The sequence below is a fragment of the Kitasatospora sp. NPDC054768 genome (assembly GCF_053612025.1).
The window spans coordinates 1-20,857 of sequence record NZ_JBSHBN010000164.1 but is presented as its reverse complement, the minus strand read 5'-3'; the positions used below and the strand labels follow the sequence as shown (position 1 = coordinate 20,857).

18 protein-coding genes are annotated in these 20,857 nt (G+C 74.6%); 5 read left to right on the top strand and 13 right to left on the bottom strand.

Annotation, left to right across the window (positions count from 1 at the left end):
• Positions 1-38: 38 nt before the first annotated feature.
• The 6 genes from ahcY to ACWGKU_RS33845 form a co-directional block, all read right to left on the bottom strand.
• Positions 39-1,487 (bottom strand): adenosylhomocysteinase, encoded by a 1,449-nt coding sequence (ahcY, locus tag ACWGKU_RS33870; protein WP_359910063.1) that lies wholly within the window; start codon positions 1,485-1,487, stop codon positions 39-41.
• A gap of 341 nt (positions 1,488-1,828) precedes the next feature.
• Positions 1,829-2,806 (bottom strand): cation diffusion facilitator family transporter, encoded by a 978-nt coding sequence (locus tag ACWGKU_RS33865; protein ID WP_401050568.1) that lies wholly within the window; start codon positions 2,804-2,806, stop codon positions 1,829-1,831.
• 79 nt (positions 2,807-2,885) lie between these two features.
• Positions 2,886-4,133 carry an SIS domain-containing protein gene (locus ACWGKU_RS33860; RefSeq protein WP_452179136.1) on the bottom strand — a complete coding sequence of 416 codons (1,248 nt, stop codon included), beginning with the start codon at positions 4,131-4,133 and terminating at the stop codon, positions 2,886-2,888.
• A 94-nt stretch (positions 4,134-4,227) separates the two neighbouring features.
• Positions 4,228-4,410, bottom strand: a complete 183-nt coding sequence (locus tag ACWGKU_RS33855; protein ID WP_049659271.1) for a Trm112 family protein — start codon at positions 4,408-4,410, stop codon at positions 4,228-4,230.
• An 88-nt stretch (positions 4,411-4,498) separates the two neighbouring features.
• Positions 4,499-5,884, bottom strand: a complete 1,386-nt coding sequence (locus ACWGKU_RS33850) for a phosphomannomutase/phosphoglucomutase (protein WP_401050572.1) — start codon at positions 5,882-5,884, stop codon at positions 4,499-4,501.
• A 164-nt stretch (positions 5,885-6,048) separates the two neighbouring features.
• Positions 6,049-6,414: a DUF3499 domain-containing protein gene (locus tag ACWGKU_RS33845; protein WP_030289946.1), complete on the bottom strand. Its 366-nt coding sequence runs from the start codon at positions 6,412-6,414 to the stop codon at positions 6,049-6,051.
• Between the two features lie 164 nt (positions 6,415-6,578).
• Here ACWGKU_RS33845 and ACWGKU_RS33840 point away from each other — a divergent pair, with 164 nt between their 5' ends.
• Complete coding sequence (locus tag ACWGKU_RS33840) at positions 6,579-7,031, top strand: metallopeptidase family protein (RefSeq protein WP_359910079.1); 453 nt, start codon at positions 6,579-6,581, stop codon at positions 7,029-7,031.
• 41 nt (positions 7,032-7,072) lie between these two features.
• On the opposite strand, the gene ACWGKU_RS33835 is transcribed toward ACWGKU_RS33840, so the two are convergent.
• The 3 genes from ACWGKU_RS33835 to ACWGKU_RS33825 all read right to left on the bottom strand — a co-directional run bounded on the left by ACWGKU_RS33835 (position 7,073) and on the right by ACWGKU_RS33825 (position 13,197).
• Positions 7,073-8,815: a DUF5719 family protein gene (locus tag ACWGKU_RS33835; RefSeq protein WP_452179137.1), complete on the bottom strand. Its 1,743-nt coding sequence runs from the start codon at positions 8,813-8,815 to the stop codon at positions 7,073-7,075.
• A gap of 6 nt (positions 8,816-8,821) precedes the next feature.
• Positions 8,822-12,700 (bottom strand): glycosyltransferase family 2 protein, encoded by a 3,879-nt coding sequence (locus ACWGKU_RS33830; RefSeq protein WP_452179138.1) that lies wholly within the window; start codon positions 12,698-12,700, stop codon positions 8,822-8,824.
• A 224-nt stretch (positions 12,701-12,924) separates the two neighbouring features.
• Positions 12,925-13,197 (bottom strand): WhiB family transcriptional regulator, encoded by a 273-nt coding sequence (locus ACWGKU_RS33825; RefSeq protein WP_030062195.1) that lies wholly within the window; start codon positions 13,195-13,197, stop codon positions 12,925-12,927.
• A gap of 621 nt (positions 13,198-13,818) precedes the next feature.
• Between ACWGKU_RS33825 and ACWGKU_RS33820 the strand changes: the two genes are divergently transcribed.
• Genes ACWGKU_RS33820 through ACWGKU_RS33810 form a run of 3 tightly spaced genes read left to right on the top strand, consistent with a single transcriptional unit; the run spans position 13,819 to position 16,802 of the window.
• On the top strand, positions 13,819-14,460 hold the full coding sequence (locus ACWGKU_RS33820) for a cysteine dioxygenase (RefSeq protein WP_452179139.1): 642 nt from the start codon (positions 13,819-13,821) through the stop codon (positions 14,458-14,460).
• 42 nt (positions 14,461-14,502) lie between these two features.
• Positions 14,503-15,513 carry a 2-phospho-L-lactate transferase gene (cofD, locus tag ACWGKU_RS33815; protein WP_452179140.1) on the top strand — a complete coding sequence of 337 codons (1,011 nt, stop codon included), beginning with the start codon at positions 14,503-14,505 and terminating at the stop codon, positions 15,511-15,513.
• On the top strand, positions 15,510-16,802 hold the full coding sequence (locus ACWGKU_RS33810; RefSeq protein ID WP_452179141.1) for a coenzyme F420-0:L-glutamate ligase: 1,293 nt from the start codon (positions 15,510-15,512) through the stop codon (positions 16,800-16,802). Before cofD ends, ACWGKU_RS33810 begins: the two co-directional genes overlap by 4 nt.
• A gap of 6 nt (positions 16,803-16,808) precedes the next feature.
• On the opposite strand, the gene ACWGKU_RS33805 is transcribed toward ACWGKU_RS33810, so the two are convergent.
• The 4 genes from ACWGKU_RS33805 to ACWGKU_RS33790 all read right to left on the bottom strand — a co-directional run bounded on the left by ACWGKU_RS33805 (position 16,809) and on the right by ACWGKU_RS33790 (position 19,790).
• Positions 16,809-17,078 carry a type II toxin-antitoxin system RelE family toxin gene (locus ACWGKU_RS33805; protein WP_401043764.1) on the bottom strand — a complete coding sequence of 90 codons (270 nt, stop codon included), beginning with the start codon at positions 17,076-17,078 and terminating at the stop codon, positions 16,809-16,811.
• Positions 17,075-17,347, bottom strand: a complete 273-nt coding sequence (locus ACWGKU_RS33800) for a type II toxin-antitoxin system Phd/YefM family antitoxin (RefSeq protein ID WP_452179142.1) — start codon at positions 17,345-17,347, stop codon at positions 17,075-17,077. The genes ACWGKU_RS33805 and ACWGKU_RS33800 overlap by 4 nt, the downstream gene beginning before the upstream one ends.
• 46 nt (positions 17,348-17,393) lie before the next feature.
• Complete coding sequence (locus ACWGKU_RS33795) at positions 17,394-18,305, bottom strand: DNA-3-methyladenine glycosylase family protein (protein WP_359910096.1); 912 nt, start codon at positions 18,303-18,305, stop codon at positions 17,394-17,396.
• A 90-nt stretch (positions 18,306-18,395) separates the two neighbouring features.
• Positions 18,396-19,790: an N-acetylmuramoyl-L-alanine amidase gene (locus ACWGKU_RS33790; RefSeq protein WP_452191681.1), complete on the bottom strand. Its 1,395-nt coding sequence runs from the start codon at positions 19,788-19,790 to the stop codon at positions 18,396-18,398.
• A 104-nt stretch (positions 19,791-19,894) separates the two neighbouring features.
• Between ACWGKU_RS33790 and ACWGKU_RS33785 the strand changes: the two genes are divergently transcribed.
• The gene (locus tag ACWGKU_RS33785) at positions 19,895-20,686 is read left to right on the top strand and encodes a TIGR03089 family protein (RefSeq protein WP_401043776.1); all 792 of its coding nucleotides are present in this window, start codon (positions 19,895-19,897) and stop codon (positions 20,684-20,686) included.
• The last annotated feature ends 171 nt before the right edge of the window (positions 20,687-20,857 follow it).

Genomic DNA, 20,857 nt, shown 5'->3' with positions numbered 1-20,857 from the left:
CCCGAGGGGAGGGCGCCGGCCGCCGGACGGTTCACCGATCAGTAGCGGTACTGCTCGGCCTTGTACGGGCCGTCGACCGGGACGCCGATGTAGTCGGCCTGGTCCTGGGTCAGGGTGGTCAGCTTCACGCCCAGCGCGTCGAGGTGCAGGCGGGCGACCTTCTCGTCCAGGTGCTTCGGCAGCACGTAGACGCCGATCGGGTACTGCTCGGTCTTCGTGAACAGCTCGATCTGGGCGATCGTCTGGTTGGCGAAGGAGTTGGACATCACGAAGGACGGGTGGCCGGTCGCGTTGCCCAGGTTCAGCAGACGGCCCTCGGACAGCATGATGATGGTGTGGCCGTCGGCGAAGCGCCACTCGTGGACCTGCGGCTTGACCTCGGTCTTCACGATGCCGGGCAGCTTCGCCAGGCCCGCGATGTCGATCTCGTTGTCGAAGTGGCCGATGTTGCCGACGATCGCCTGGTGCTTCATCTGCTCCATGTGCGAGGCAAGGATGATGTCCTTGTTGCCCGTGGTGGTGATGAAGATGTCCGCGATCGAGACGACGTCCTCCAGGGTGGTGACCTGGTAGCCGTCCATCGCGGCCTGGAGCGCGCAGATCGGGTCGATCTCGGTGATGATCACGCGGGCGCCCTGGCCGCGCAGCGACTCGGCGCAGCCCTTGCCGACGTCGCCGTAGCCGCAGACGACGGCGACCTTGCCGCCGATCAGGACGTCGGTGGCGCGGTTGATGCCGTCGATCAGCGAGTGGCGGCAGCCGTACTTGTTGTCGAACTTCGACTTGGTGACGGCGTCGTTGACGTTGATGGCCGGGAACAGCAGCTTGCCGTCACGGTGCATCTCGTACAGCCGGTGGACACCGGTGGTGGTCTCCTCGGTCACGCCCTTGATCGTGGCGGCGACCTCGGTCCACTTGTTCGGGGTGTCCTTGAGAGTGCGGTTGAGCAGCTCCAGGATGATCCGGAACTCGTCGTTGTCCGCGGTGGACGGGTCCGGCGCGGCACCGGCCTTCTCGAACTCGACGCCCTTGTGGATCAGCAGGGTGGCGTCGCCGCCGTCGTCCAGGATCATGTTCGGGGTCTTGCCGTCAGGCCAGGTCAGGGCCTGCTCGGTGCACCACCAGTACTCGTCCAGGGTCTCGCCCTTCCAGGCGAAGACCGGCACGCCCTGCGGGTTCTCCGGGGTGCCCTCCGGGCCGACGGCGATGGCCGCGGCCGCGTGGTCCTGGGTGGAGAAGATGTTGCAGGAGCACCAGCGGACCTCGGCACCGAGCGCCGTCAGGGTCTCGATCAGGACGGCGGTCTGCACGGTCATGTGCAGCGAGCCGGTGATGCGGGCGCCGGCCAGCGGCTGCGACTCGGCGTACTCGGCGCGGATCGCCATCAGACCGGGCATCTCGTGCTCGGCCAGCTGGATCTCCTTGCGGCCGAACGGCGCCAGGGAAAGGTCGGCGACCTTGAAATCACCGGTGATGTCGGTCGACATGCGTCTGCTCCTCGCTGATGGGGGTGGGGCCAAAGGTCCGGGCGTGCGTCGCGTGCGTCAGGCCGTACGGGTGCACGGCCACGCCGGAACGGCCGGGTCCGTGGTGGACCGGCTTCCCGTTGCGCAGCACAAACCGTCGGAGGACCTCTCTCCCTCGACCGGCGCACACCCTACGGGTGCGGACCGCCGATCGACCGCCATCAGCAGCGACGTTCTGGCTCTGGTGACGAATCTACACCGACGGCCCCGCCGGCCGTCCGCCGATGACCGATTTCGGCCCCCGGGCCGAGCGGCGCTCCAGCCGGGCCCCAGGGGCCCCGGCCGCGGGGCCGGGGTGGGGTTCAGTGCGCGTCGGCCGGGCCCGGACCACCGGGCGTGGCGGCGGGGTCGTCGCCCGCCGCGGCCTTCTCGGCGCTGTACACGTCGGGCTCCAGGTAGATCGCCCGGGCGATCGGGACGACCGCGCGGACCCGCTCCTCGGCCGCGTCGATCGCCTCCGCCACCCGGGCGGCGCTGTCCTCGGCGTTGACGGCGATCTTGGCGGCGACCAGCAGCTCCTCCGGGCCGAGGTGCAGGGTGCGCATGTGGATCACCCCGGTGACCGTCTCGCCGTCCACCAGCGCCTCCCGGATCCGGTACACCGAGTCCTTGTTCGCCGACTCGCCGAGCAGCAGCGACTTGGTCTCCATGGCGAGCACCACGGCGATCACCACCAGCAGGACGCCGATGCACAGGGTGCCGACGCCGTCCCAGACGCCGTTGCCGGTGATCACGGTGAGCCCGACGCCGAACAGCGCGAGCACCAGACCGATCAGCGCACCGGTGTCCTCCAGCAGCACCACCGGCAGCTCCGGCGCCTTGGCGGTGCGGATGAACTGCACCCAGCCCTGCCGGCCCTTGGCCTTGGCGGACTCCCGCATCGCGGTGAGGAAGGACCAGCCCTCCATCCCTATGGCGAAGACCAGCACGCCGACCGCCCAGCCCCAGGCGTCCAGGGTCTCCGGGTGGCTGATCTTGTGCCAGCCCTCGTAGATCGCGAACAGGCCACCGACGCTGAACAGCACGACGGCCACCAGGAAGCCGTACACGTAGCGCTCGCGGCCGTACCCGAAGGGATGCTCCTCGTCGGCCTCCCGGCGCGCCCGCTTTCCGCCGATCAGCAGCAGCACCTGGTTGCCGGAGTCGGCCACCGAGTGCACGCCCTCGGCCAGCATCGAGGAGGAACCGGTGAAGCCGAAGGCGGTGAACTTGGCCGCCGCGATCGCCAGGTTCGCGGACAGTGCCGCGATCAGTGCCTTGGTGCCGCCTTCGGTACTCATGCCTCGAAAGTCCTCACGGGTCGATCAGCTCGTCGAGCGCTTACCGTACCGGCCCGGAGGTTCCACCCGGCCGACCGTCTCAGGACTGCGCGGCGAGCCCCAGGTAGACGGCGGCGAAGTCGGTCAGCGCGACCAGGTCGGCCAGCGCGTGCAGCGGGTCGGGCCGGGCGCTCGCGTACTCGGTCAGCCGGACGTCGTGCGCGGCGGCCAGCCGGTGCGCCCGGGTCACGCCGAAGCTGCGCGGCCCCGCGTCCTCCTCCGGCACCTCGGCCGGGCCGTCCTGCCCGTCCTCGGCCGCCGGGACGGCCGCGCCCGGGGCGTGCCGCAGCAGCAGCACCTGAAGGTGCAACGGGTCCTGCTCCTCGACCCGGTCACGGAAGAAGTCGTCCAGGTCGGCACCCGCGCCCAACTGCCCGGTGAACATGCCGCGGTGGGCGGTGAGCACCTGCGGCAGCGGCCCGGCCAGCGCCGGGCGCCCGGCCCGGTCGGCCAGCTGGGCGGCGAACCGGGTGGCGGCCGCCCCCGCGATCGGGCCCTCGGCCCACAGCAGCGGGACCGTCCCGGCCAGCCGGGCGGCCAGGCCCTTCGCCGGGTTGGTGTACGCGGCGGCGTCCGGGCGGCAGCGCACGGCGGTGGCGTCCAGCAGGTCGGCGACGGCCGGCAGCGCGTCGTACGGGAGCTGGGTGAGGCCGATCTTCTGGGCCAGCGCCAGCAGCGGGGTGAGGTGGGACCAGAGCGCCGCCGGGTCCTCGGCCGGCAGGTCCGGCTCGGCGGCCGGCACCGGCGCGAGGTCCTCGGAGGACGCCGAGGCCACGAAGGGCAGCGGCAGGGCGCGCACCTGCAGCGCGGCCTCGGCCAGCGCGCTGCCGGCCGGGGCGGTGACGACGATCGCGCAGCCGCGCGCGTACGCCTGCTCGGCGAGGCCGACCAGGCCCTGCTCGCCGCCGTCGGCGGAGCTGATCACCAGCAGGTCCAGCGGGCCGGCCCAGCCGGGCAGCTGCCAGCCGAGCCCGGCGGTGAAGGCGGGCGGGGCGCCGGCCCGGTCGGCGCGCGGGGCGGCCGCCTCGGTCGGCGGCAGCGGGGTGACCAGGGAGGCCGTGCCGGCCAGCGCGGACAGCATCTCGGCGGCGGTCAGCGCGCTGCCGTGCCCGGCGACCAGGACGGACCGCGGCCGGCCGTCCGGCCGCAGCCGGTCGAGCCCGGCCGCCTCGGCCCGGCGCAGCGCGGTGCGGACCCGTGCGCCCGCGCCGGCCAGGGCCAGCAGGGCGCGGTCGTGGTCGGCGCGCCGAAGGGCGGCCGGATCGTCGAGCAGGGTGTCGTCGAGCATGCGGCGAACCTCCGGCTGCGGTCCTCTGGGCGCGCGCTCCGCTGCGCGCCGGGCGGTCGGGGTGGGGCTTTCGCCCCGGGCAACGCCCCCAGCATCAGGCCGGGCGGCGGGCCTCGTCCACCAGGAGGACCGGAATGCCCTCGCGGACCGGGTACGCGAGGCCGCAGTCCGCGCCGGTGCAGACCAGCTCGGGCTGCTCCTCGGTGCCGCCCTCGACGAGCGCGGCCCGGCACTGCGGGCAGACCAGGATCTCCAGCAGGAAGGATTCGAGCTTCATGGGGCTCTCCAAAGTTCGGGGGTGGCACGGAGGTGCCCCGGCCGATAGGAAACCCTACCGGCCGGGGCACCGGGGCCCGTGATCAGGCTCAGCCGCGGACGACGGCGAGCACGCCGTCGCGCAGCTCGGCCATCTTCGCCGGGTCCTTGGCCTCGACGTTCAGGCGCAGCAGCGGCTCGGTGTTGGAGGCGCGCAGGTTGAACCACCAGTCCGGGCCGGCCACGGTCAGGCCGTCCAGCTCGTCCACCGTGGTGCCCTCGGCGCCGGCGAAGGCGGCGCGGACGGCGGCCGTGCTGGCGGCCTGGTCGGCCACGGTGCTGTTGATCTCGCCGGAGGCCGCGTAGCGGTCGTACTCGGCGGTGAGCGCGGACAGCGCGCCCGGCTGCCCGCCGAGCGCGGCCAGCACGTGCAGGGCGGCCAGCATGCCGGTGTCGGCGCGCCAGAAGTCGCGGAAGTAGTAGTGCGCGGAGTGCTCGCCGCCGAAGACGGCGTCGGTCTCGGCCATCTCCTGCTTGATGAAGGAGTGGCCGACCCGGGTGCGCACCGGCTTGGCGCCGAGCTCGCGGACCACCTCGGGGACGGTCCAGGAGGTGATCAGGTTGTGGATGACCGTCGGCTCGGCCTCGCCGGCGGCGCGGGCGCGGGCGATCTCGCGGACGGCGACCAGGGCGGTGATCGCCGACGGGGAGACCGGCTCGCCGCGCTCGTCCACGACGAAGCAGCGGTCGGCGTCGCCGTCGAAGGCCAGGCCCAGGTCGGCGCCGACCTCGCGGACCCTGGCCTGGAGGTCGACCAGGTTCTTCGGGTCGAGCGGGTTGGCCTCGTGGTTCGGGAAGGTGCCGTCCAGCTCGAAGTACATCGGCACGAGCTCGATCGGCAGGCCGTCGAAGACGGTCGGCACGGTGTGGCCGCCCATGCCGTTGCCGGCGTCCACCGCGACCTTGAGCCGGCGGATCCCGGTGAGGTCGACCAGGCCCAGCAGGTGGTCGGCGTAGCCGCGCAGGGTGTCCTGGGCGGACAGCTCGCCCGGCTTCACGTCCTTGGCCGGGACGGTGACGGTGTCGTCCTCGGCGGTCCAGGACTCGACCAGCTCGCGGATCTCGGTCAGACCGGTGTCCTGGCCGACCGGGGCGGCGCCGGCCCGGCACAGCTTGATGCCGTTGTACTGGGCCGGGTTGTGGCTGGCGGTGAACATCGCGCCGGGCAGGTCCAGCTTGCCGCTGGCGTAGTACAGCTGGTCGGTGGAGCACAGCCCGATCTGCACCACGTCGGCGCCGTAGGCCGCGGCGCCCTCGGCGAAGGCCAGGCTCAGCGCCGGGGAGGAGGGCCGCATGTCGTGCCCGACCACGATCGCGGACGCGCCGGTGACCTGCACGAACGCGGCACCGAAGGCCCGGGACAGGCTCTCGTCCCACTGGTCCGGGACGACGCCCCGGACGTCGTACGCCTTCACGAGCTGCTTGAGGTCGCGCACTGCGGCTCCACCCTGGTCTTAGGACTGATCACGGAACGTCTGGGCCACCGCGCGTCGGATCGACGGGCGCGGTGACGGTAGACGGGCAGCGTACCCGGGCCGGACGAACACCCCGTGCCGGGTTGGTCCCGATCAGGCGCGATCCGCCCGGCGGACCCCGGTCCTCAGTTGTCGGGCGAGCGCAGGACCCGGAGGTGGCCGCGGCGGCCGCCCTCGGTGGACTCGCCCTCGGGGCCGCGGCCCTGACGGGGGGTCTGCGGGCGGGCGGCCTCGCGCACGGCGTTGGCCAGCGCCTCCAGGTCGTCGCTGCTGCGGCGCAGCGGCCCGGCCTCGGCGGCGAGCCGGACGACCTCCCAGCCGCGCGGGGCGGTGAGGCGCTCGGCGTGCTCGGCGCACAGGTCGTAGCAGTGCGGCTCGGCGTAGGTGGCGAGCGGGCCGAGGACGGCGGTGGAGTCCGCGTAGACGTACGTCAGCGTCGCGACGGCCGGCCGGCCGCACGCGGTCCGCGAACAACGACGTACAGAGCTCACGAGGGTGGACGGTACCGCACTCCTCGCCGGGGAGCGAAGACCGCCTGCCCGGAAGGGGTGCCGTGTCGCACCGCGGGCGCCGGGGCCGCGTATCCAACGCCCCGTGCGATTCCCGGCCGGAGTGGTCCACTTCCGACCGTCCAAGGACTACCCTCGGCAGTGATATGGACAGCTCCGCACCGCAGTCATCGACAGGCCCGGCGCGCCGCCCCCGGCACCGCGACCGGCACGGGCGGGGCCTGCGCGGCCCGCTGGCGCCGCCCCAGGTGCCGATCTCGCTCACCCGCTCCGAACTGTTCGACGACTACGTGCGCGAGTCGGTGGAGCGCCTCGAACGGCGTTGGCCGCAGTTGATCGAGGTGGAGTTCGCCGTCCAGGAGGTGCCGCTGCACGAGCCGGACGGCGCCGACGCCGAGGACGGCGTGCCGCTGGGGCGGGTGTCGCCCGGCAAGCAGGGGCACAAGAGCCAGATCGTGGTGTACCGGCGGCCGGTGGAGATCCGGGCGAAGACCCGGGAGGACCGCGCGGCGCTGGTGCACGAGATCCTGATCGAGCAGGTCGCCGAGCTGCTGGGGCTGTCCCCGGACGCCATCGACCCGCGCTACGACGAGGACTGATCCCTCCGGGGCGGCACCAAGGGTGCCGCCCCGTCGGCTGCTCAGCGCAGGACGACGCCCGGATCCTGGCCGGCCTGCGGGACCTTGACGGTGCTGCGGTCGTCGCGCAGCACCTGGACGGTGAACATCGGCACGTCCTTGGCCGGCAGGGAGAGCATCCGGGCGGCCACCACCGGGCCGCCGGAGACGGTCTCCGCGGTGAGCGCGAAGACGCCGTTCAGCCCGGCGGGCTCGGGCGCCGGGAGGGCGACCGTGCCGCCGGCCGGGACCTGGACCTCCTTGGTGGCCGGGGTGCCGCCGCCGCTGCCGGCCGAGGCGGTGACCCGGACGGTGGCGGCCTCGCCGCTGGAGGTCAGGTAGAGCGTGGAGGCGCCGGCCCGGTTGTCGGCGACGGTGGCGCGGGCTCCGACCGGGTTGCTGCCGGTGAGCCAGGCCGCGTCGGTCTTGCCGCCGGCCGCCGCCCGGTCGATCCGCAGTCCGGCCACGATCGGGGGGCGGTGCTTGTCGTCGCTGGGCGACAGCCGCAGCCCGGCGACCTCGTCGCGGGTGACCTTGCCGAGGTCGACGGCGGCCACCATGCCCGCCTTGACGTGGATCGACTCGTTGCCGGCCGGGCTGAACCAGCCGTTCTTGCCGGACAGCTGGATCTTCAGGTCGGCGTCGTCCTCCGGCGGCGCCCAGACCACCAGGCGGGCGGAGGCGGTGTCGGCGGGCAGGCCGGGCAGCACCTGGACGGGGGCCGGGTCGGCCGAGGCCGGGATCCAGTCCGCGCCCTTGCCGCCGTCGGCGGCGTGCAGCGCGGCGCCGACCCGTCCCGAGCGCACCACCACGTGCACCGCGAGGTCGGCGACCGCGCCCTTGCTGATGGTCGACAGCAGGACGGCCTGGGAGCTGCCGGGCGCGACGGTGATCCCGTTGGCCGAGTCGTTGTCGATCAGGCCCTTGTCGCCGTACAGCTTGATGTCCACCACCGCGGCGGAGGACTCGGTGTTGACCAGGCTGACGTAGTCGACCCGGTCGCCGGCGGTGCTGGCCCCGGCGAACCAGAAGCCGGTCCCGGCCGGGGCGCAGGTGAGGCCGGACAGGCCGAGGCCGCGCTGCTCGGTGACCACCGTGGTCTGGGTGACGGTGAAGCCGGGGGCGAGGGCGCCGGTGGCGACCGCCCCGGTGCCGGGCGCGGCGTCGCCGTTGGCGGCCGGGCCGGTGGCCGGGGTTCCGGGCTTGGGCACCGTCAGCCGGGCGTCGGCGGGCGCCGCGTTCTTGTCCTGGGCCGGGGCGGCGGGGGCGCCCGAGCCGGTCGGGGCCGGGGCGGCGGGGGCCGCCGGGGTCGCCGGGGGGGCGGTCGGCTGGGCGGCGGGCACGGCCGGCGCGGCCGCGTCGGAGAGCCAGCCGGCCCCGCCGGTGGCGGAGCCCGTCCCGGGCGGGGTGTAGGCGGTGAGCGTGGTCGAGCCGGTCAGGCTCTGGATCGGCTGCGGGCAGACCACCGAGGTCCGCTCGACCTGCTCGGTGGTGGGGGCGGCTCCGGTGGCCGCCTTGGCCGGGGCGGCCGGCGGGCGCACCTCGGCGATCCCGAACACCGCCGCGAGCACCACGGCCGCGGCGAGCAGGGACGGGGTGGTCCTGGCCCCGCCGCCGGCCCCTGCGGCCCCCCCGGCGAACGGGCTGCGGCTGCGGCCGGGTCGGGCGTCCGGGGCCGCCCCGGACGGCTCCGCCGCGAAGGCGGGCCCGGCCGGCCCGGCGGCCTCGCCGGCGCCGGACTTCTTCCTGAATGCGGGCTTCTTCATCGCGGGTCAGCTCCCCGATCCGTGCTGGTGCGGGTACCGGCCGGGGCCGTTGGGGTCGTTCGGGTCGTAGTAGGGCTCGCCCTGCTGCTGGCCCGGCAGCCAGGGCTGCTGCTCCGGCCGCTGCTGGTGGCCGTCGTACCCGTGGGCGTCGTAGCCGTACGGCTGCTGCTGTTCGGGCTGGTACGGCTGCTCGTAGCCCTGCGGCCGGGTGCCGTCGTACCCGTGGTTCTCGTAGCCGTGGGCGTCGTAGCCCTGGCCGCCGTACGGCGCGGCGACCGGCTGCTGGGCCGCGTACTGGTCGTAGCTGTACGGGTCGGCCTGCTGGTACGCCTGGTACGGGTCGGTGTACTGCTCGGCGTCCTGGATGGCGGCGGCCGCCTGGACGGCTCCGGTCACCGGCTCGCCGGCGGGCCGCGCCGGGATCGCGCCCGGCCGGTCGTACACCCCGGACTCGTCGGCACCGCCCTCGGCGCCGTCCGCGCCCTCGCCGCCCTCGCCGCGCTCGGCCATCCGGCGGGCCCGGCGGCTGCCGGGGGCGGGGGCCTGCGCCTGGGCGGCGGCGGCCAGCGCGGCGGCGGCGACGGCCTCCTCGGGCAGGTCGTCGTCCTTGTGGCTGCGGCGGCCGGGCAGGGCCAGCACGAGGATGGTGAGGCCGAGCAGCACCTGGGCCCAGATCCAGCCGGTGTGGGCGGCTCCGCCCTCCCGGGTGACGGTCAGCTTGCCGCCGGCGGCCGGGAGCTTGAAGCCCTGCGCCCAGCCGTCGACCGTGGTGGGCTCCAGCGCGGTGCCGTCCACGGTGGCCTTCCACTCCGTGGCGGCGGACTCGGCGAGCCGCAGCACCCGGCCGTCCGGACCGGCCGGGACGGTGGCGGACAGGTCGCGGGCCCCGGACGGGACGACCACCGGGTTGGCGCCCGGGGCGGTGATCACCGCGCGGACCGCGGGGGTGCCGTTGACCTGCCAGAGCGCGGCGGCGCCGTCCTGGTTGGCCTTGACCAGGCCGGGGGTGGTGTCCAGAACGTCCTTGAAGACGTCGATCACCGGCTGCTGGACCAGCACGTAGGCGATGCCGTAACCGGCCAGCGCGCTCGCCTGGTCGGCACCGGACCCGGCCAGCAGGCTGCCGACCATCTTGTTCAGGCCGTCCTGGGTGCCGGTCGCCGGGTCGACGGTGGACTCGGCTTGGCCGAGCGTCAGCCCGGCGCCGCGCAGCACGGTGTAGCGGACCGCGCCGCCGCTCTTCTCCCCGGTGACGACCAGGGTGCGGGCCCGGTCGGTGGTGCCGGCCTCCTCGGCGATGAACGCGGGGACCTGGTCGGCCTGGCCGCGGTGCAGCGGGCCGCCGGCGCCGGTCAGCGCCCACCACAGGCCGGTGCCCAGCGGCGCCAGCACGGCCGTGGCCACCACCAGGGCGGCCACCGGCTGGCGCCAGCCGAAGGCGATCCCGGCCACGCGGGCGTTGGCGCCGTCGGCGCCGATCGCGGCGGCGGCCAGCAGGGCGATGCCGGCGATCAGGGTGGCCGGACCGGCCCAGGCGGGCACCGCCGGGCCGCCGGAGGCCGGGGTGACGGAGGTGCCCGCCACCGCGACCGAGAAGACCAGGCCGGCACCGGCCGCACCCCAGGCGACGAGGACCGCGCGGCGGCGGTCGGCGCGCAGCAGCGCGGCCAGCGCGGCGAGCACGACACCCGCCGAGAGCCAGATCGGCGGCACCCCGGCGCCGCCCGGGTTGACCAGCAGCAGGCCGGCCGCGCTCGCGCCGCTGCCGTGCAGGCCGGGCAGCCCGGCCTCCAGCAGCAGCCGCTGCGGGTGCGACAGCACCGCGAGCGACCACGGCGCCAGCACCACGACGGGCACCGACAGGATCACCAGGACGCGCAGGCCGAGCAGGCGCAGCGCCGCGCCACCGGAGCCGAAGGCGCCGCCGCGCAGCACCGCGACGACCAGCATCGCCAGGCAGAGCGGCACCGCGAGCGCCCAGGTCAGCGGGACGAAGGCGGTGGCCAGGGTGAGCAGCAGGACGGCCATCCAGACCGGGCGCCAGCCCGGGCGGGCGCCCTTGGCGGCGCTCTCGTCCCGGATGCCGAGGCCGGCCGCGATGGCGGCGGCGCGGGCCAGCGGCGGCAGCAGCACGGCGAGCACGGCGGTGCCGATCCGGCCCTGGGCGAGCGCGCCGGTCGCGGCGGGCAGCAGCGCGTAGGTGGCGCTGGCCCAGGCGCGGACCACCTTGGAGTCCAGCAGCGGCCGGGACACCAGGTAGGCGCTGACCGCGGCCAGCGGGACGGCGAGCACCACGATCAGGGTGAGCGCGAGGTCGGCGTGGTCGAAGAGCAGCCAGGAGAGCACGGCCAGCACGCCAAGGTACGGCGGCGCGGCGGCGGTGGAGCCGGTGCCGACCGGGTGCCAGGCGTCCGCGTACATCGACCAGAGGCCGCCGGCCCCGTCGGCCGCGGGCAGCAGGGCGCCGCCGAACAGCTCACCGCTGCCGAACAGGCCGCGGCAGGCGATCAGGGCGAACACCAGCACGGCCGCGAACAGCACCGGCGCCGGGCGCCGGGCGAGCTTCTTGAGCAGCGCGAACTGCTCGACGACCAGGTCCTCGGCGTCCTCGTCGCCGCCGGCCTCGGCCGAGCCGTGCCGGCCGCTGTCGTCGCCGCCCCCTATCCCGAGCGAGCCGACGACGCCCTCGACCGCCAGCCGGGTGGTGGCGCCGGGGGCCGGGAAGAGCGTGCGGTCGTCCAGGGCGTCCGCCGCCCGGGACCGGGCACGGCGCTTGCGCGCGGCCAACAGCCGTGGGAAGCGGACGAGTTCGTGGCCGAGGCCGGCGAGTTCGTCGAAGGCCTGGCGCGGGTCCTTGCCGAGCAGGTTGGTGACGGCCCGCAGCAGGGTGCCGAGCACCAGCCGCAGCAGGACGTAGGGGAAGAGCGCGCCCTTGCAGTTGGTGAGCAGGGTGTAGACCGCGCCGGCCTTGTCCACCCGGTGCGGGTGGGAGGGGCCGCAGTCGATCGCGCGGCGCTCGCGGGAGGACGCCTCGGCGTGCCGCAGCACGGCGTCGGGGGCGACCACCACGCGGTGGCCGGCGGCGTTGACCCGCCAGCAGAAGTCGGTGTCGTCCCGCATCAGCGGGAGGGCCCTGTCGAAGCCGCCGAGCTCCTCGAAGACGTCCCGGCGCACCAGCATGCCCGCGCTGGAGACGGCGAGCACCGGGCGGACCTGGTCGTGCTGGCCCTGGTCCTGCTCGCGGCGGTCCAGGCCGGTCCAGCGGCGGCCGGAGTGGGCGATGGTGACGCCGACCTCCAGCAGCTGGCGGCGGTCGTACCAGCTGCGCAGCTTGGGGCCGACCACGGCGGCGCTGGAGGTGGAGTCGGCGACCTGGAGCAGCCGGCGCAGCGCGTCGGTCTGCGGTTCGCAGTCGTCGTGCAGCAGCCAGAGCCATTCGACCGGCCGGGTCTCGCGGGGGCCGCCGCGGCCGAGGTCGTCCTCCTGGGCGAGCGGGTCGCCGAAGTCGTCCCAGCCGCCGGTGACCGGGTCGTAGCCGGACGGGTCGAGCCGGTACGGCAGGTCTTCCGGTCGCAGGGGCGCGCTGCTCGACACGGCCTCGGCGACGGCGGTGCCGAAGCCGGCCCGGCGGCCGAGGACCAGCGGGCCGCTGTCCGGCAGCCAGTCGGCGAGGGTGTCGGCGAGCAGTTGCGGAGAGTTGTCGGTGGATCCGGTGTCGACGGCGAGGATCCGCTGGACCTGGCGGTCCTGACCGAGCAGGCCGGCCATGGCCTGCGGCAGCCAGCGGGCGCCGTCGTGCGAGACGATCACGGCGGTGACCAGGTGGCGCGGGTAGGCGGGCGGCCGGGAAGCGGTGGAGCCGCTCTGGTGGCTGTAGACGGTCATCGCGTGCGCGGGCCCCAGTTCTCGGTGGACACAGCCGGTGAACGGCAACCGGATGGCGCACCACACTAACGGCTCCGGGTGGCCGCTTCGTCCGGGGTGTGCGTGCGGAGACCGTGAAGGGGGCCCCGGGAACACGAAAGCGCCCCACCATCGCGGTGAGGCGCCCGTACGGCTGTGCGGCTGTCCGTCGCTGTCGAAGGGTCAGCGAGGGTCGGGGCCGCCCGTCAGACCGCGCTCTTCTTGAGCCGGCGGCGCTCGCGCTCGGAGAGACCGCCCCAGATGCCGAAGCGCTCGTCATTGGCGAGCGCGTACTCCAGGCACTCGGAGCGGACCTCGCAGGCGAGGCAGACCTTCTTGGCCTCGCGGGTCGAGCCGCCCTTCTCGGGAAAGAAGGACTCGGGGTCGGTCTGGGCGCACAACGCGCGCTCCTGCCAGCCGAGTTCCTCCTCGTCCTCCGCGATGCCGTCCCCGATCAACAGCTCAAAGAGCTCGCTCATGTGGCGCGCCTCCTCTGCCCCTACTTGGCGTCCCCGTGGTTGCCGTTGCCTCGTGCGGCCGACGACACGAGTGAAATTACAGTTGCGTCACTCTGGCCCAGTCAAGCCGAGCTCTGGTATTGGGGCCGGGATTCACTCCCTGGCACCAAGCCGTTACGAATAGTGTACATATCCGGACACATCGGACCTTCTGCCTCAAGGTCCTGAACAGTGCCGAACCATCCGCAACCATTCAGCAGGTGACGCCCGGTCACCGCCACAGGCCGGTCATCGGGCTGCCTTCCCGGCGATCTTCCCATCGAAACATAGAGAGTGATGAATCACCCCATCAGGGAAAGATCCGGACCTAACCCCCTCGAATGCCGCATCCTTTGGTTTGACACCGCCCTCGCGGATGCGGTGTCCTTGCTTCTATGTCAGAGTTCGCCAGCCCCCGGAGCGGTTCCACCCTCCGCCGTGCCGTGAACTCTTGTTGTCGCCTCTGTTCCTGCTGTATCTAGGCGCCCGCGTCCCACCGCGCGCCGCCCCCAGGAAGCACAGAGGCCGCCCGCGATTCCCGTCCCAGGACATCCGGATCCGGCCGATCCCACGAACCGGCCGACTCCTCCGAGGACGACTCCCGTGCGCATGATCCGCATCCGCAAGCGGAACCGCGACCGCAACAAGCTCGCCCACCGCGGCCCCGCCACCGCCCCCGCCGGCACCCCCGCCGGCCCCCGGACCCGCCAGTGGGCCGACGGCCTCAGCGACGTCTCCATCGCCGGCGACCCGCTCGCCTTCCCGCACCTGGCCCGCACCGACCTGCCGGCCCACCCCACCACCGTCGCCGGGTACGCCCGGCTGGTGCGCGAGATCGCCGCCGACCGCACCCGTTGGGAGCCGCTCGTCCGCTACGACGCGCTGACCCGCTGGTACGCCCGGCTGGAGACCGGCCCCGGCTACGAGGTCTGGCTGCTCAGCTGGCTGCCCGGCCAGTCCAGCGGCTTCCACGACCACGGCGAGTCCTCCGGCGTGATGAGCGTCGTCAAGGGCGAGCTGATCGAGCGCTCCCTCACGCACGCGGGCGAGGGCGCCCGCGCCCTGCGGCCCGGCGGGCAGCGCGTGTTCTCCTCCGGCTACCTGCACGAGGTCGTCAACGGCACGCTCGAACCCGCCGTCTCCATCCACCTCTACACCCCGGGCCTGACCGAGATGAACCAGTACGGCGCCGCCGCCGTCCCCGAGCAGCACCCCGAGCAGCAGGCACAGGCCGGGTCGCACTGATCCCGGGCTGACGGAGGGTCCGACCGTGGCAGGATGAGTCCCATGCGCATCGTGGCACTGGCAGGCGGAATCGGCGGGGCGCGCTTCCTGCGCGGACTCCGCGCGGCGGTCGGACCGCAGGACGAGATCACCGTCATCGGCAACACCGGCGACGACATCCACCTCTACGGCCTCAAGGTCTGCCCCGACCTCGACACCGTGATGTACACCCTCGGCGGCGGCATCCACGAGGAACAGGGCTGGGGCCGGACCGACGAGACCTGGTCCATCAAGGCCGAGATGAAGGCGTACGGCGTCGGCCCCGAGTGGTTCGGGCTCGGCGACCGGGACTTCGCCACCCACCTCGTGCGCAGCCAGATGCTCACCGCCGGGTACAGCCTCACCCAGGTCACCGAGGCGCTGTGCGTGCGCTGGAAGCCGGGCGTGCGGCTGCTGCCGATGAGCGACGACCGGGTCGAGACCCACGTGCGGATCACCGACGAGCAGGGCACCCGGGCGATCCACTTCCAGGAGTACTGGGTCAAGCTGCACGCCGCGGTGGACGCCGAGGCGGTCGTCGCGGTCGGCGCGGACACCGCCAAGCCCGCGCCCGGCGTGCTGGAGGCGATCGCCGGGGCGGACGTCATCCTCTTCCCGCCGTCCAACCCGGTGGTCTCGATCGGCACCATCCTCGCCGTCCCCGGCATCCGGGAGGCGGTCGCCGCCGCGCCCGCGCCCGTCGTCGGGCTCTCCCCGATCATCGGCGGGGCGCCGGTGCGCGGCATGGCCGACAAGGTGCTCGCCGCCGTCGGCGTCGAGGCCACCGCAGAGGCGGTCGCGCTGAACTACGGCAGCAGGGCGGCGCTGCCAAGCGGCCCGGGCGAGAGCGGCGACGGGCGAGGGGCGGGCCTTCTCGACGGGTGGCTGGTCGACAGCGCCGACGAGGCCTCGGTGGCCGCCGTCGAGGCCGCCGGGATCGCCTGCCGGGCCGTCCCGCTGCTGATGACCGACACCGAGGCCACCGCCGAGATGGCGCGCACCGCGCTGGCGCTGGCGGAGCAGGTGCGGAAGTGACGCTGGAGGTCCTCGGAGTCGGCGGCATCCCCGAGATCGAGGCGGGGGCGGACCTGGGCGAGCTCATCGCCAAGGCGGGGACGTACCAGGACGGCGACATCCTGCTGGTCACCTCGAAGATCGTCAGCAAGGCCGAGGACCGGCTGCTGCACGCCACCGACCGCGAGGACGCGATCGACGCCGAGACCGTCCGACTGGTCGCCCGGCGCGGACCGATCCGGATCGTGGAGAACCGCAACGGCTTCATCATGGCCGCCGCCGGGGTCGACGCCTCCAACACCGCCCCCGGCACCGTACTGCTGCTGCCCGAGGACCCGGACGCCTCCGCGCGGGCGCTGCGGGCCCGGCTCCAGCAGCTCACCGGCCGCCGGCTCGCCGTCGTCGTCACCGACACCTTCGGACGGCCCTGGCGCAACGGGCTGACCGACGTCGCGATCGGCGCCGCGGGCCTCTCCGTCCTGGAGGACCACCGGGGCCGCACCGACAGCCACGGCAACCGGCTGGAGATGACCGTCACCGCGACGGCCGACGAACTCGCCGCCGCCGCCGACCTGGTGAAGGGCAAGGCCACCGGCGTCCCGGTGGCGGTCGTGCGCGGACTCGGGCACCTCGTCACCGCCGAGGACGGCGAGGGCGTCCGGCCGCTGGTCCGGCCCTCCGTCGACGACATGTTCCGGCTCGGCACCTCCGAGGCGCTGCGGCAGGCCGTCACCCTGCGGCGCACCGTCCGCTCCTTCACCGCGGAACCGGTCGACCCGGCGGCCGTCCGCCGCGCCGTCGCCGCCGCCGTCACCGCGCCCGCCCCGCACCACACCACGCCGTGGCGGTTCGTGCTGCTGGAGTCGGCGGACACCCGGGTGCGGCTGCTCGACGCGATGCTCGCCGCCTGGCAGCGCGACCTGCGCGAACTCGACGGCTGGGACGAGGCGAGGATCGCCCGGCGCACCGCCCGCGGCAACGTCCTGCGCGACGCCCCCTACCTGGTGGTGCCCTGCCTGGTGACGGACGGCTCGCACGACTACCCCGACCCGCGCCGGGCCACCGCCGAACGGGAGATGTTCACCGTCGCCGTCGGCGCCGCCGTGCAGAACCTGCTGGTCGCGCTCACCGGCGAGGGCTACGGCTCCGCCTGGGTCTCGTCCACCATGTTCTGCCGCGACACCGTGCGCGAGGCGCTGGACCTCCCGGACGACTGGGACCCGATGGGCGCCGTCGCCGTCGGCCGCCCCGCCGAGCCGCCGAAGGCCCGCCCGGAGCGCGGCGCCGACACCTTCATCGCGGTGCGGTAGGGATGCTCAGAGACCGCGGTAGACGTCCCGGCGATTGCCGACGTGAACGACGAGGATCACCAACACGTCGCCGCGCACCTGATAGATCACCCGGAAATCACCGACCCTGAGCCGGTAGAGGTCATCGTTGCCGGCCAGCTTCTTGACGTCGGGTCCGTCGACGAACGGGTCGTCCCCCAGCTCGGTGAGGGCGGTGAGGATACGCATCACCTCAAGCCGACCGATCCCGCGCAGCTGGCGCCGGGCATGCGAGGTGAAGCCGAAGGCGTACTTCACACAGCGCTCCCGGCGGAGTCCGCAGGCGATCCGAACAAGTCCGCCAGCAGCTCGGCCATGGTGACGGTCGGATCGTCCAGGTGCTTCCGCGCCTCACGCGCGGCGAGTTCATCCGCCGCATCCTCTATGGCGTCGAGAATCTCGATCGGCACGACCGCTCCGACGCGCTCGCCCTTGCGCGTGATCACGGTGATCTCGCCGGCCTCGGCCTGGGTGACCACCTCCGCAAGGCGTGCCCGCAGTTCCCGGATGTTCAGCGCGTCGGTCATGACTCAAGCGTACACATGAACGTGTACACCATGAGGGGTTTCCGGGTCAGCGGCGGCGGTGGTCGTTGGGGGTCAGGCGCGGGCCGTAGCGGGGGGCGTGGACGCCGGTGGCCAGCAGCAGGCGGCAGACGCGGTGGCGCTGGGGACGGTAGGGCTCCAGCAGCGCCAGCATCTGGGCGTCGTCGCTGCGGGGGCGGCCGGCCAGGGCCCAGCCGACCAGATCGGGCAGGTGGAAGTCCCCGACCGAGACCGCGTCCGGATCGCCGTTGCTGCGCTGCAGGGTCTCGGCGGCCGTCCAGACCCCGATGCCCGGGACGGCGGTGAGGCGGGCGAAGGCCTCCTCGTGGCCCATCGCCGAGGCCTCCTCCAGCCGCGGCGCCAACCGGACCGCGCGCATGATCGTCGCCGAGCGCTTCGGGTCCACGCCCGCCCGGTGCCACTCCCAGCTCGGCACCAGCGCCCACTCGCGGGCCGACGGTGCCACCCGCATGCCCTCGGCCGGGCCCGGCGCCGGGGTGCCGAAGTCCCGCAGCAGGGTGCGCCAGGCGCGGTAGGCCTCGTCGGTGGTGACCTTCTGCTCCAGGATCGCCGGGACCAGCGACTCCAGCACCAGACCGGTCCTGGCCAGCCGGACCCCGGCGGTACGGCGCTGGGCGTCCCGCAGCGGGCCGGGCGGCAGGACCAGCGCCTCCGGGGCGTCGTCGGCGCCGAGCAGGGTGGGGAGGCGGTCGAGGAGCCAGTCCGCGCCCGGGCCCCAGGCGCTCGCCTCGACCTCGCCGGCGGCCGGACGCGGCAGCACCCGCAGGGTGCCGATGCCGGCCGGGGTGCGGGAGGCGCGCCAGACGGCGCCGTCACCGGTGCTGCGGTACGCCGGATCGGCGGGGCCCCGGCGCAGCGGGAGCAGGGTGCGGGCCACGTCCAGCGGGAAGCCCGGGCGCCAGCGCCGTACCGCTTCCACCGCTGTCGCCTCCCGCGTCGCCTCCGGACATGAACGATACGCGCGGGGTCGGACGGGCCCGGGGCGGCACCGGCCGGACGCGGCGAGGGGTCAGCGGGTCTGGAGGAGGGCGGCCGCGGTGCGCAGGGCGGGGAGCAGGGCGTAGAGGGCGTTGCCCGGGCACTCGGTGGCGACGGCGTCACGGTGTCCGGAGACGGCGTCGAACTCGACGACGCTGCCCCTGGGGTAGCGGCTGGCGCCCGAGGAGGAGGTGAGCTTGGTACGGCCGTCGGCGGGTTGGGCTTCGAGGCCGAGCTTCCAGGCGGCGAGCGCGGCGAGGCCGTCGACGAGCGGCTGGGGCGGCCGGCCGTCGACGTAGGTGCCGAGCGCGGCGATGCCGGAGGAGTCGGCGTTGAAGCCGAGGGTGTGGGCGCCCTGGACGGGCCGCTCGACCCCGCCCGCCCGGCCCTCGTAGACGGTGCCGCAGCGGTCGACCAGGAAGTTGTAGCCGATGTCCCGCCAGCCGTTGGTCTTCACGTGGTACTGGTAGATCGCCCGGATCACCCGGGGGGCGTCGGCGCAGGCGTAGTCCGTGGCGGTGTCGGTGTGGTGGACGAAGACCTCGCGGACCGGGCCGGTGTACACGAAGTCCCGCTCGCGCAGTGACTCGTCGGCCCCCCAGCCGGCCCGGGTGACGATCGTCGGGCGCGGAGCCTGACCCTTGGGCCCCGGCTCGGTGGACGGCCCCGTCGGCGGGTCCGCGGGCGACTCCGTCGGTGACCCGGTTGTCGGGTCCGTCGGCGGATTCACGGGAGGCCCGGTCGGCGGATCCGTCGGCGGGTTGGCGGGCGGGTCCGTCGGCGGGTTGGCGGGAGGCCCGGTCGGCGGATCCGTCGGCGAGGCCGTCGGCGGATTCACGGGAGGCCCGGTCGGCGGGTCCGTCGGCGGGTTGGCGGGCGGGTCCGTCGGCGAGGCCGTCGGCGGGTCAGTCGGCGAGGCCGTCGGCGGGTCCGTCGACGGCCCGGTCGGCGGCTCCGCGGGCAGGGTCCGTACGCCCGCCGGGGCGGCCCCGTTCCCCGGGTCGACCAGGTCGAGCCGCAGCCCGGCCGGGACTCCGGCGGGCCCGGGCCGGACCTCCACCGCGACGCCGTCGCTGCGGCCGGTCCAGAGCGGGGCGGTGGCGCCGTGCGCCGGGTGGTCGGGACCGGCCTCCAGCCGGTGCCAGGCACTCCAGCGGCCGGTGGCAGCGTCCCGGGTGCGGACCCGGACCACCGCCCCGGCGAGGGCGTCCGCCGGGCCGTCCCAGCCCAGGCCGAGGAGTTCGAACGGTCGGGTGCCGCGCGCGGCGAGGCCGGTCCCGGCGGGCAGCGGGAGGGTGGTGGTCGAGCCGCCGCCGGTGAACTCGCGGCGCTGCGGCGTCGGCGAGGGGGTCGCGGTGGCGGCGGGTTGGAGCAGGAGGGCGGCGGTGCATCCGGCGAGCAGGGCGGCCGGGAGTGAGAGGCGCATAAACCGGATCGTCGCCGCAAACCGGACCGCCCGCCACGCCGCTCCGCGCCCGTTCGGCCGCCCCTCCCGGCCTCCCACCCGAAGGCCGTAGGCTGGGGCGCACCATGACTGCGCCTTTCGCTGCCGATGCCCGCACCCCCGTCGAGCTGCTGCACGCATTCCTGCGCGGCGGCACCCCTTCGGTCGATCCCGCGGCCCCGCTGGTCACCTTCTACGACGACGCCACCGGCGAACGGGTGGAGCTCTCCGCCCGCACCTTCGACAACTGGGTCGCCAAGACCGCCAACCTCCTCCAGGACGAGCTGAACGCCGGCCCCGGTGACCGGGCGGCGCTGCTGCTGCCCGCCCACTGGCAGAGCGCCGTCTGGCTGCTGGCCTGCTGGTCGGTCGGGGTGGCGGCGGTCCCGAGCGGTGACCCGGCCGCCGCCGACCTGGTGGTCAGCGGCCCGGACGGGCTGGAGGCCGCCCAGGCCTGCGAGGGCGAGCGGGTCGCGCTCGCCCTGCGCCCGCTCGGCGGCCGCTTCCCGCAGCGTCCGGAAGGGTTCCTGGACTACGCCGCCGAGGTGCCCGGCCAGGGCGACCGCTTCGCGCCGTACTCCCCCGTCGCCCCGGACGGGCAGGCGCTGGAGACCGCGGTGGACGGGCTGCCGCTGAAGCTGACGGGCGAGCAGACCGTGGCGCTGGCCCGGGAGGGCGCGGCGCGGCTCGGCCTGAAGCCCGGTGACCGCGTCCTGTCCACCCTCGCGTACGACGACTGGGCCGGTCTGGAGGCCGGTTTGCTGGCGCCGCTGGCGGCCGGTGCCTCGGTGGTGCTGTGCCGCAATTCGCAGGCGCTGGACGCCGGGCAGTGGGAGAAGCGGACGGAATCCGAACGGGTGACACTGCGCCTCGGCTAACGCCCGGCGCGGGCCCGGCGGGTAGGGATCGCTGCCATGGCCGAGGACGACACCGCGCACCCCCCGACCGGCACTCCCCCGGCGAACGGCCCCGCACAGGACGATCCGCCGACCGACACCCCTCCCGACGGGGCCGGACGCCCGCGACGGCGCCGGCGGTGGTTGATGATC

Bases quoted from the DNA above. Each gene is read 5' to 3' on its own strand.
- ahcY (WP_359910063.1), bottom strand. From the start codon at position 1,487: ATGTCGACCGACATCACCGGTGATTTCAAGGTCGCCGACCTTTCCCTG.
- ACWGKU_RS33785 (WP_401043776.1), top strand. From the start codon at position 19,895: ATGACTGCGCCTTTCGCTGCCGATGCCCGCACCCCCGTCGAGCTGCTG.
- ACWGKU_RS33840 (WP_359910079.1), top strand. From the start codon at position 6,579: ATGGACAGCTCCGCACCGCAGTCATCGACAGGCCCGGCGCGCCGCCCC.
- ACWGKU_RS33865 (WP_401050568.1), bottom strand. From the start codon at position 2,806: ATGAGTACCGAAGGCGGCACCAAGGCACTGATCGCGGCACTGTCCGCG.
- cofD (WP_452179140.1), top strand. From the start codon at position 14,503: ATGCGCATCGTGGCACTGGCAGGCGGAATCGGCGGGGCGCGCTTCCTG.
- ACWGKU_RS33855 (WP_049659271.1), bottom strand. From the start codon at position 4,410: ATGAAGCTCGAATCCTTCCTGCTGGAGATCCTGGTCTGCCCGCAGTGC.
- ACWGKU_RS33830 (WP_452179138.1), bottom strand. From the start codon at position 12,700: ATGACCGTCTACAGCCACCAGAGCGGCTCCACCGCTTCCCGGCCGCCC.
- ACWGKU_RS33860 (WP_452179136.1), bottom strand. From the start codon at position 4,133: ATGCTCGACGACACCCTGCTCGACGATCCGGCCGCCCTTCGGCGCGCC.
- ACWGKU_RS33825 (WP_030062195.1), bottom strand. From the start codon at position 13,197: ATGAGCGAGCTCTTTGAGCTGTTGATCGGGGACGGCATCGCGGAGGAC.
- ACWGKU_RS33835 (WP_452179137.1), bottom strand. From the start codon at position 8,815: ATGAAGAAGCCCGCATTCAGGAAGAAGTCCGGCGCCGGCGAGGCCGCC.
- ACWGKU_RS33800 (WP_452179142.1), bottom strand. From the start codon at position 17,347: ATGACCGACGCGCTGAACATCCGGGAACTGCGGGCACGCCTTGCGGAG.
- ACWGKU_RS33790 (WP_452191681.1), bottom strand. From the start codon at position 19,790: ATGCGCCTCTCACTCCCGGCCGCCCTGCTCGCCGGATGCACCGCCGCC.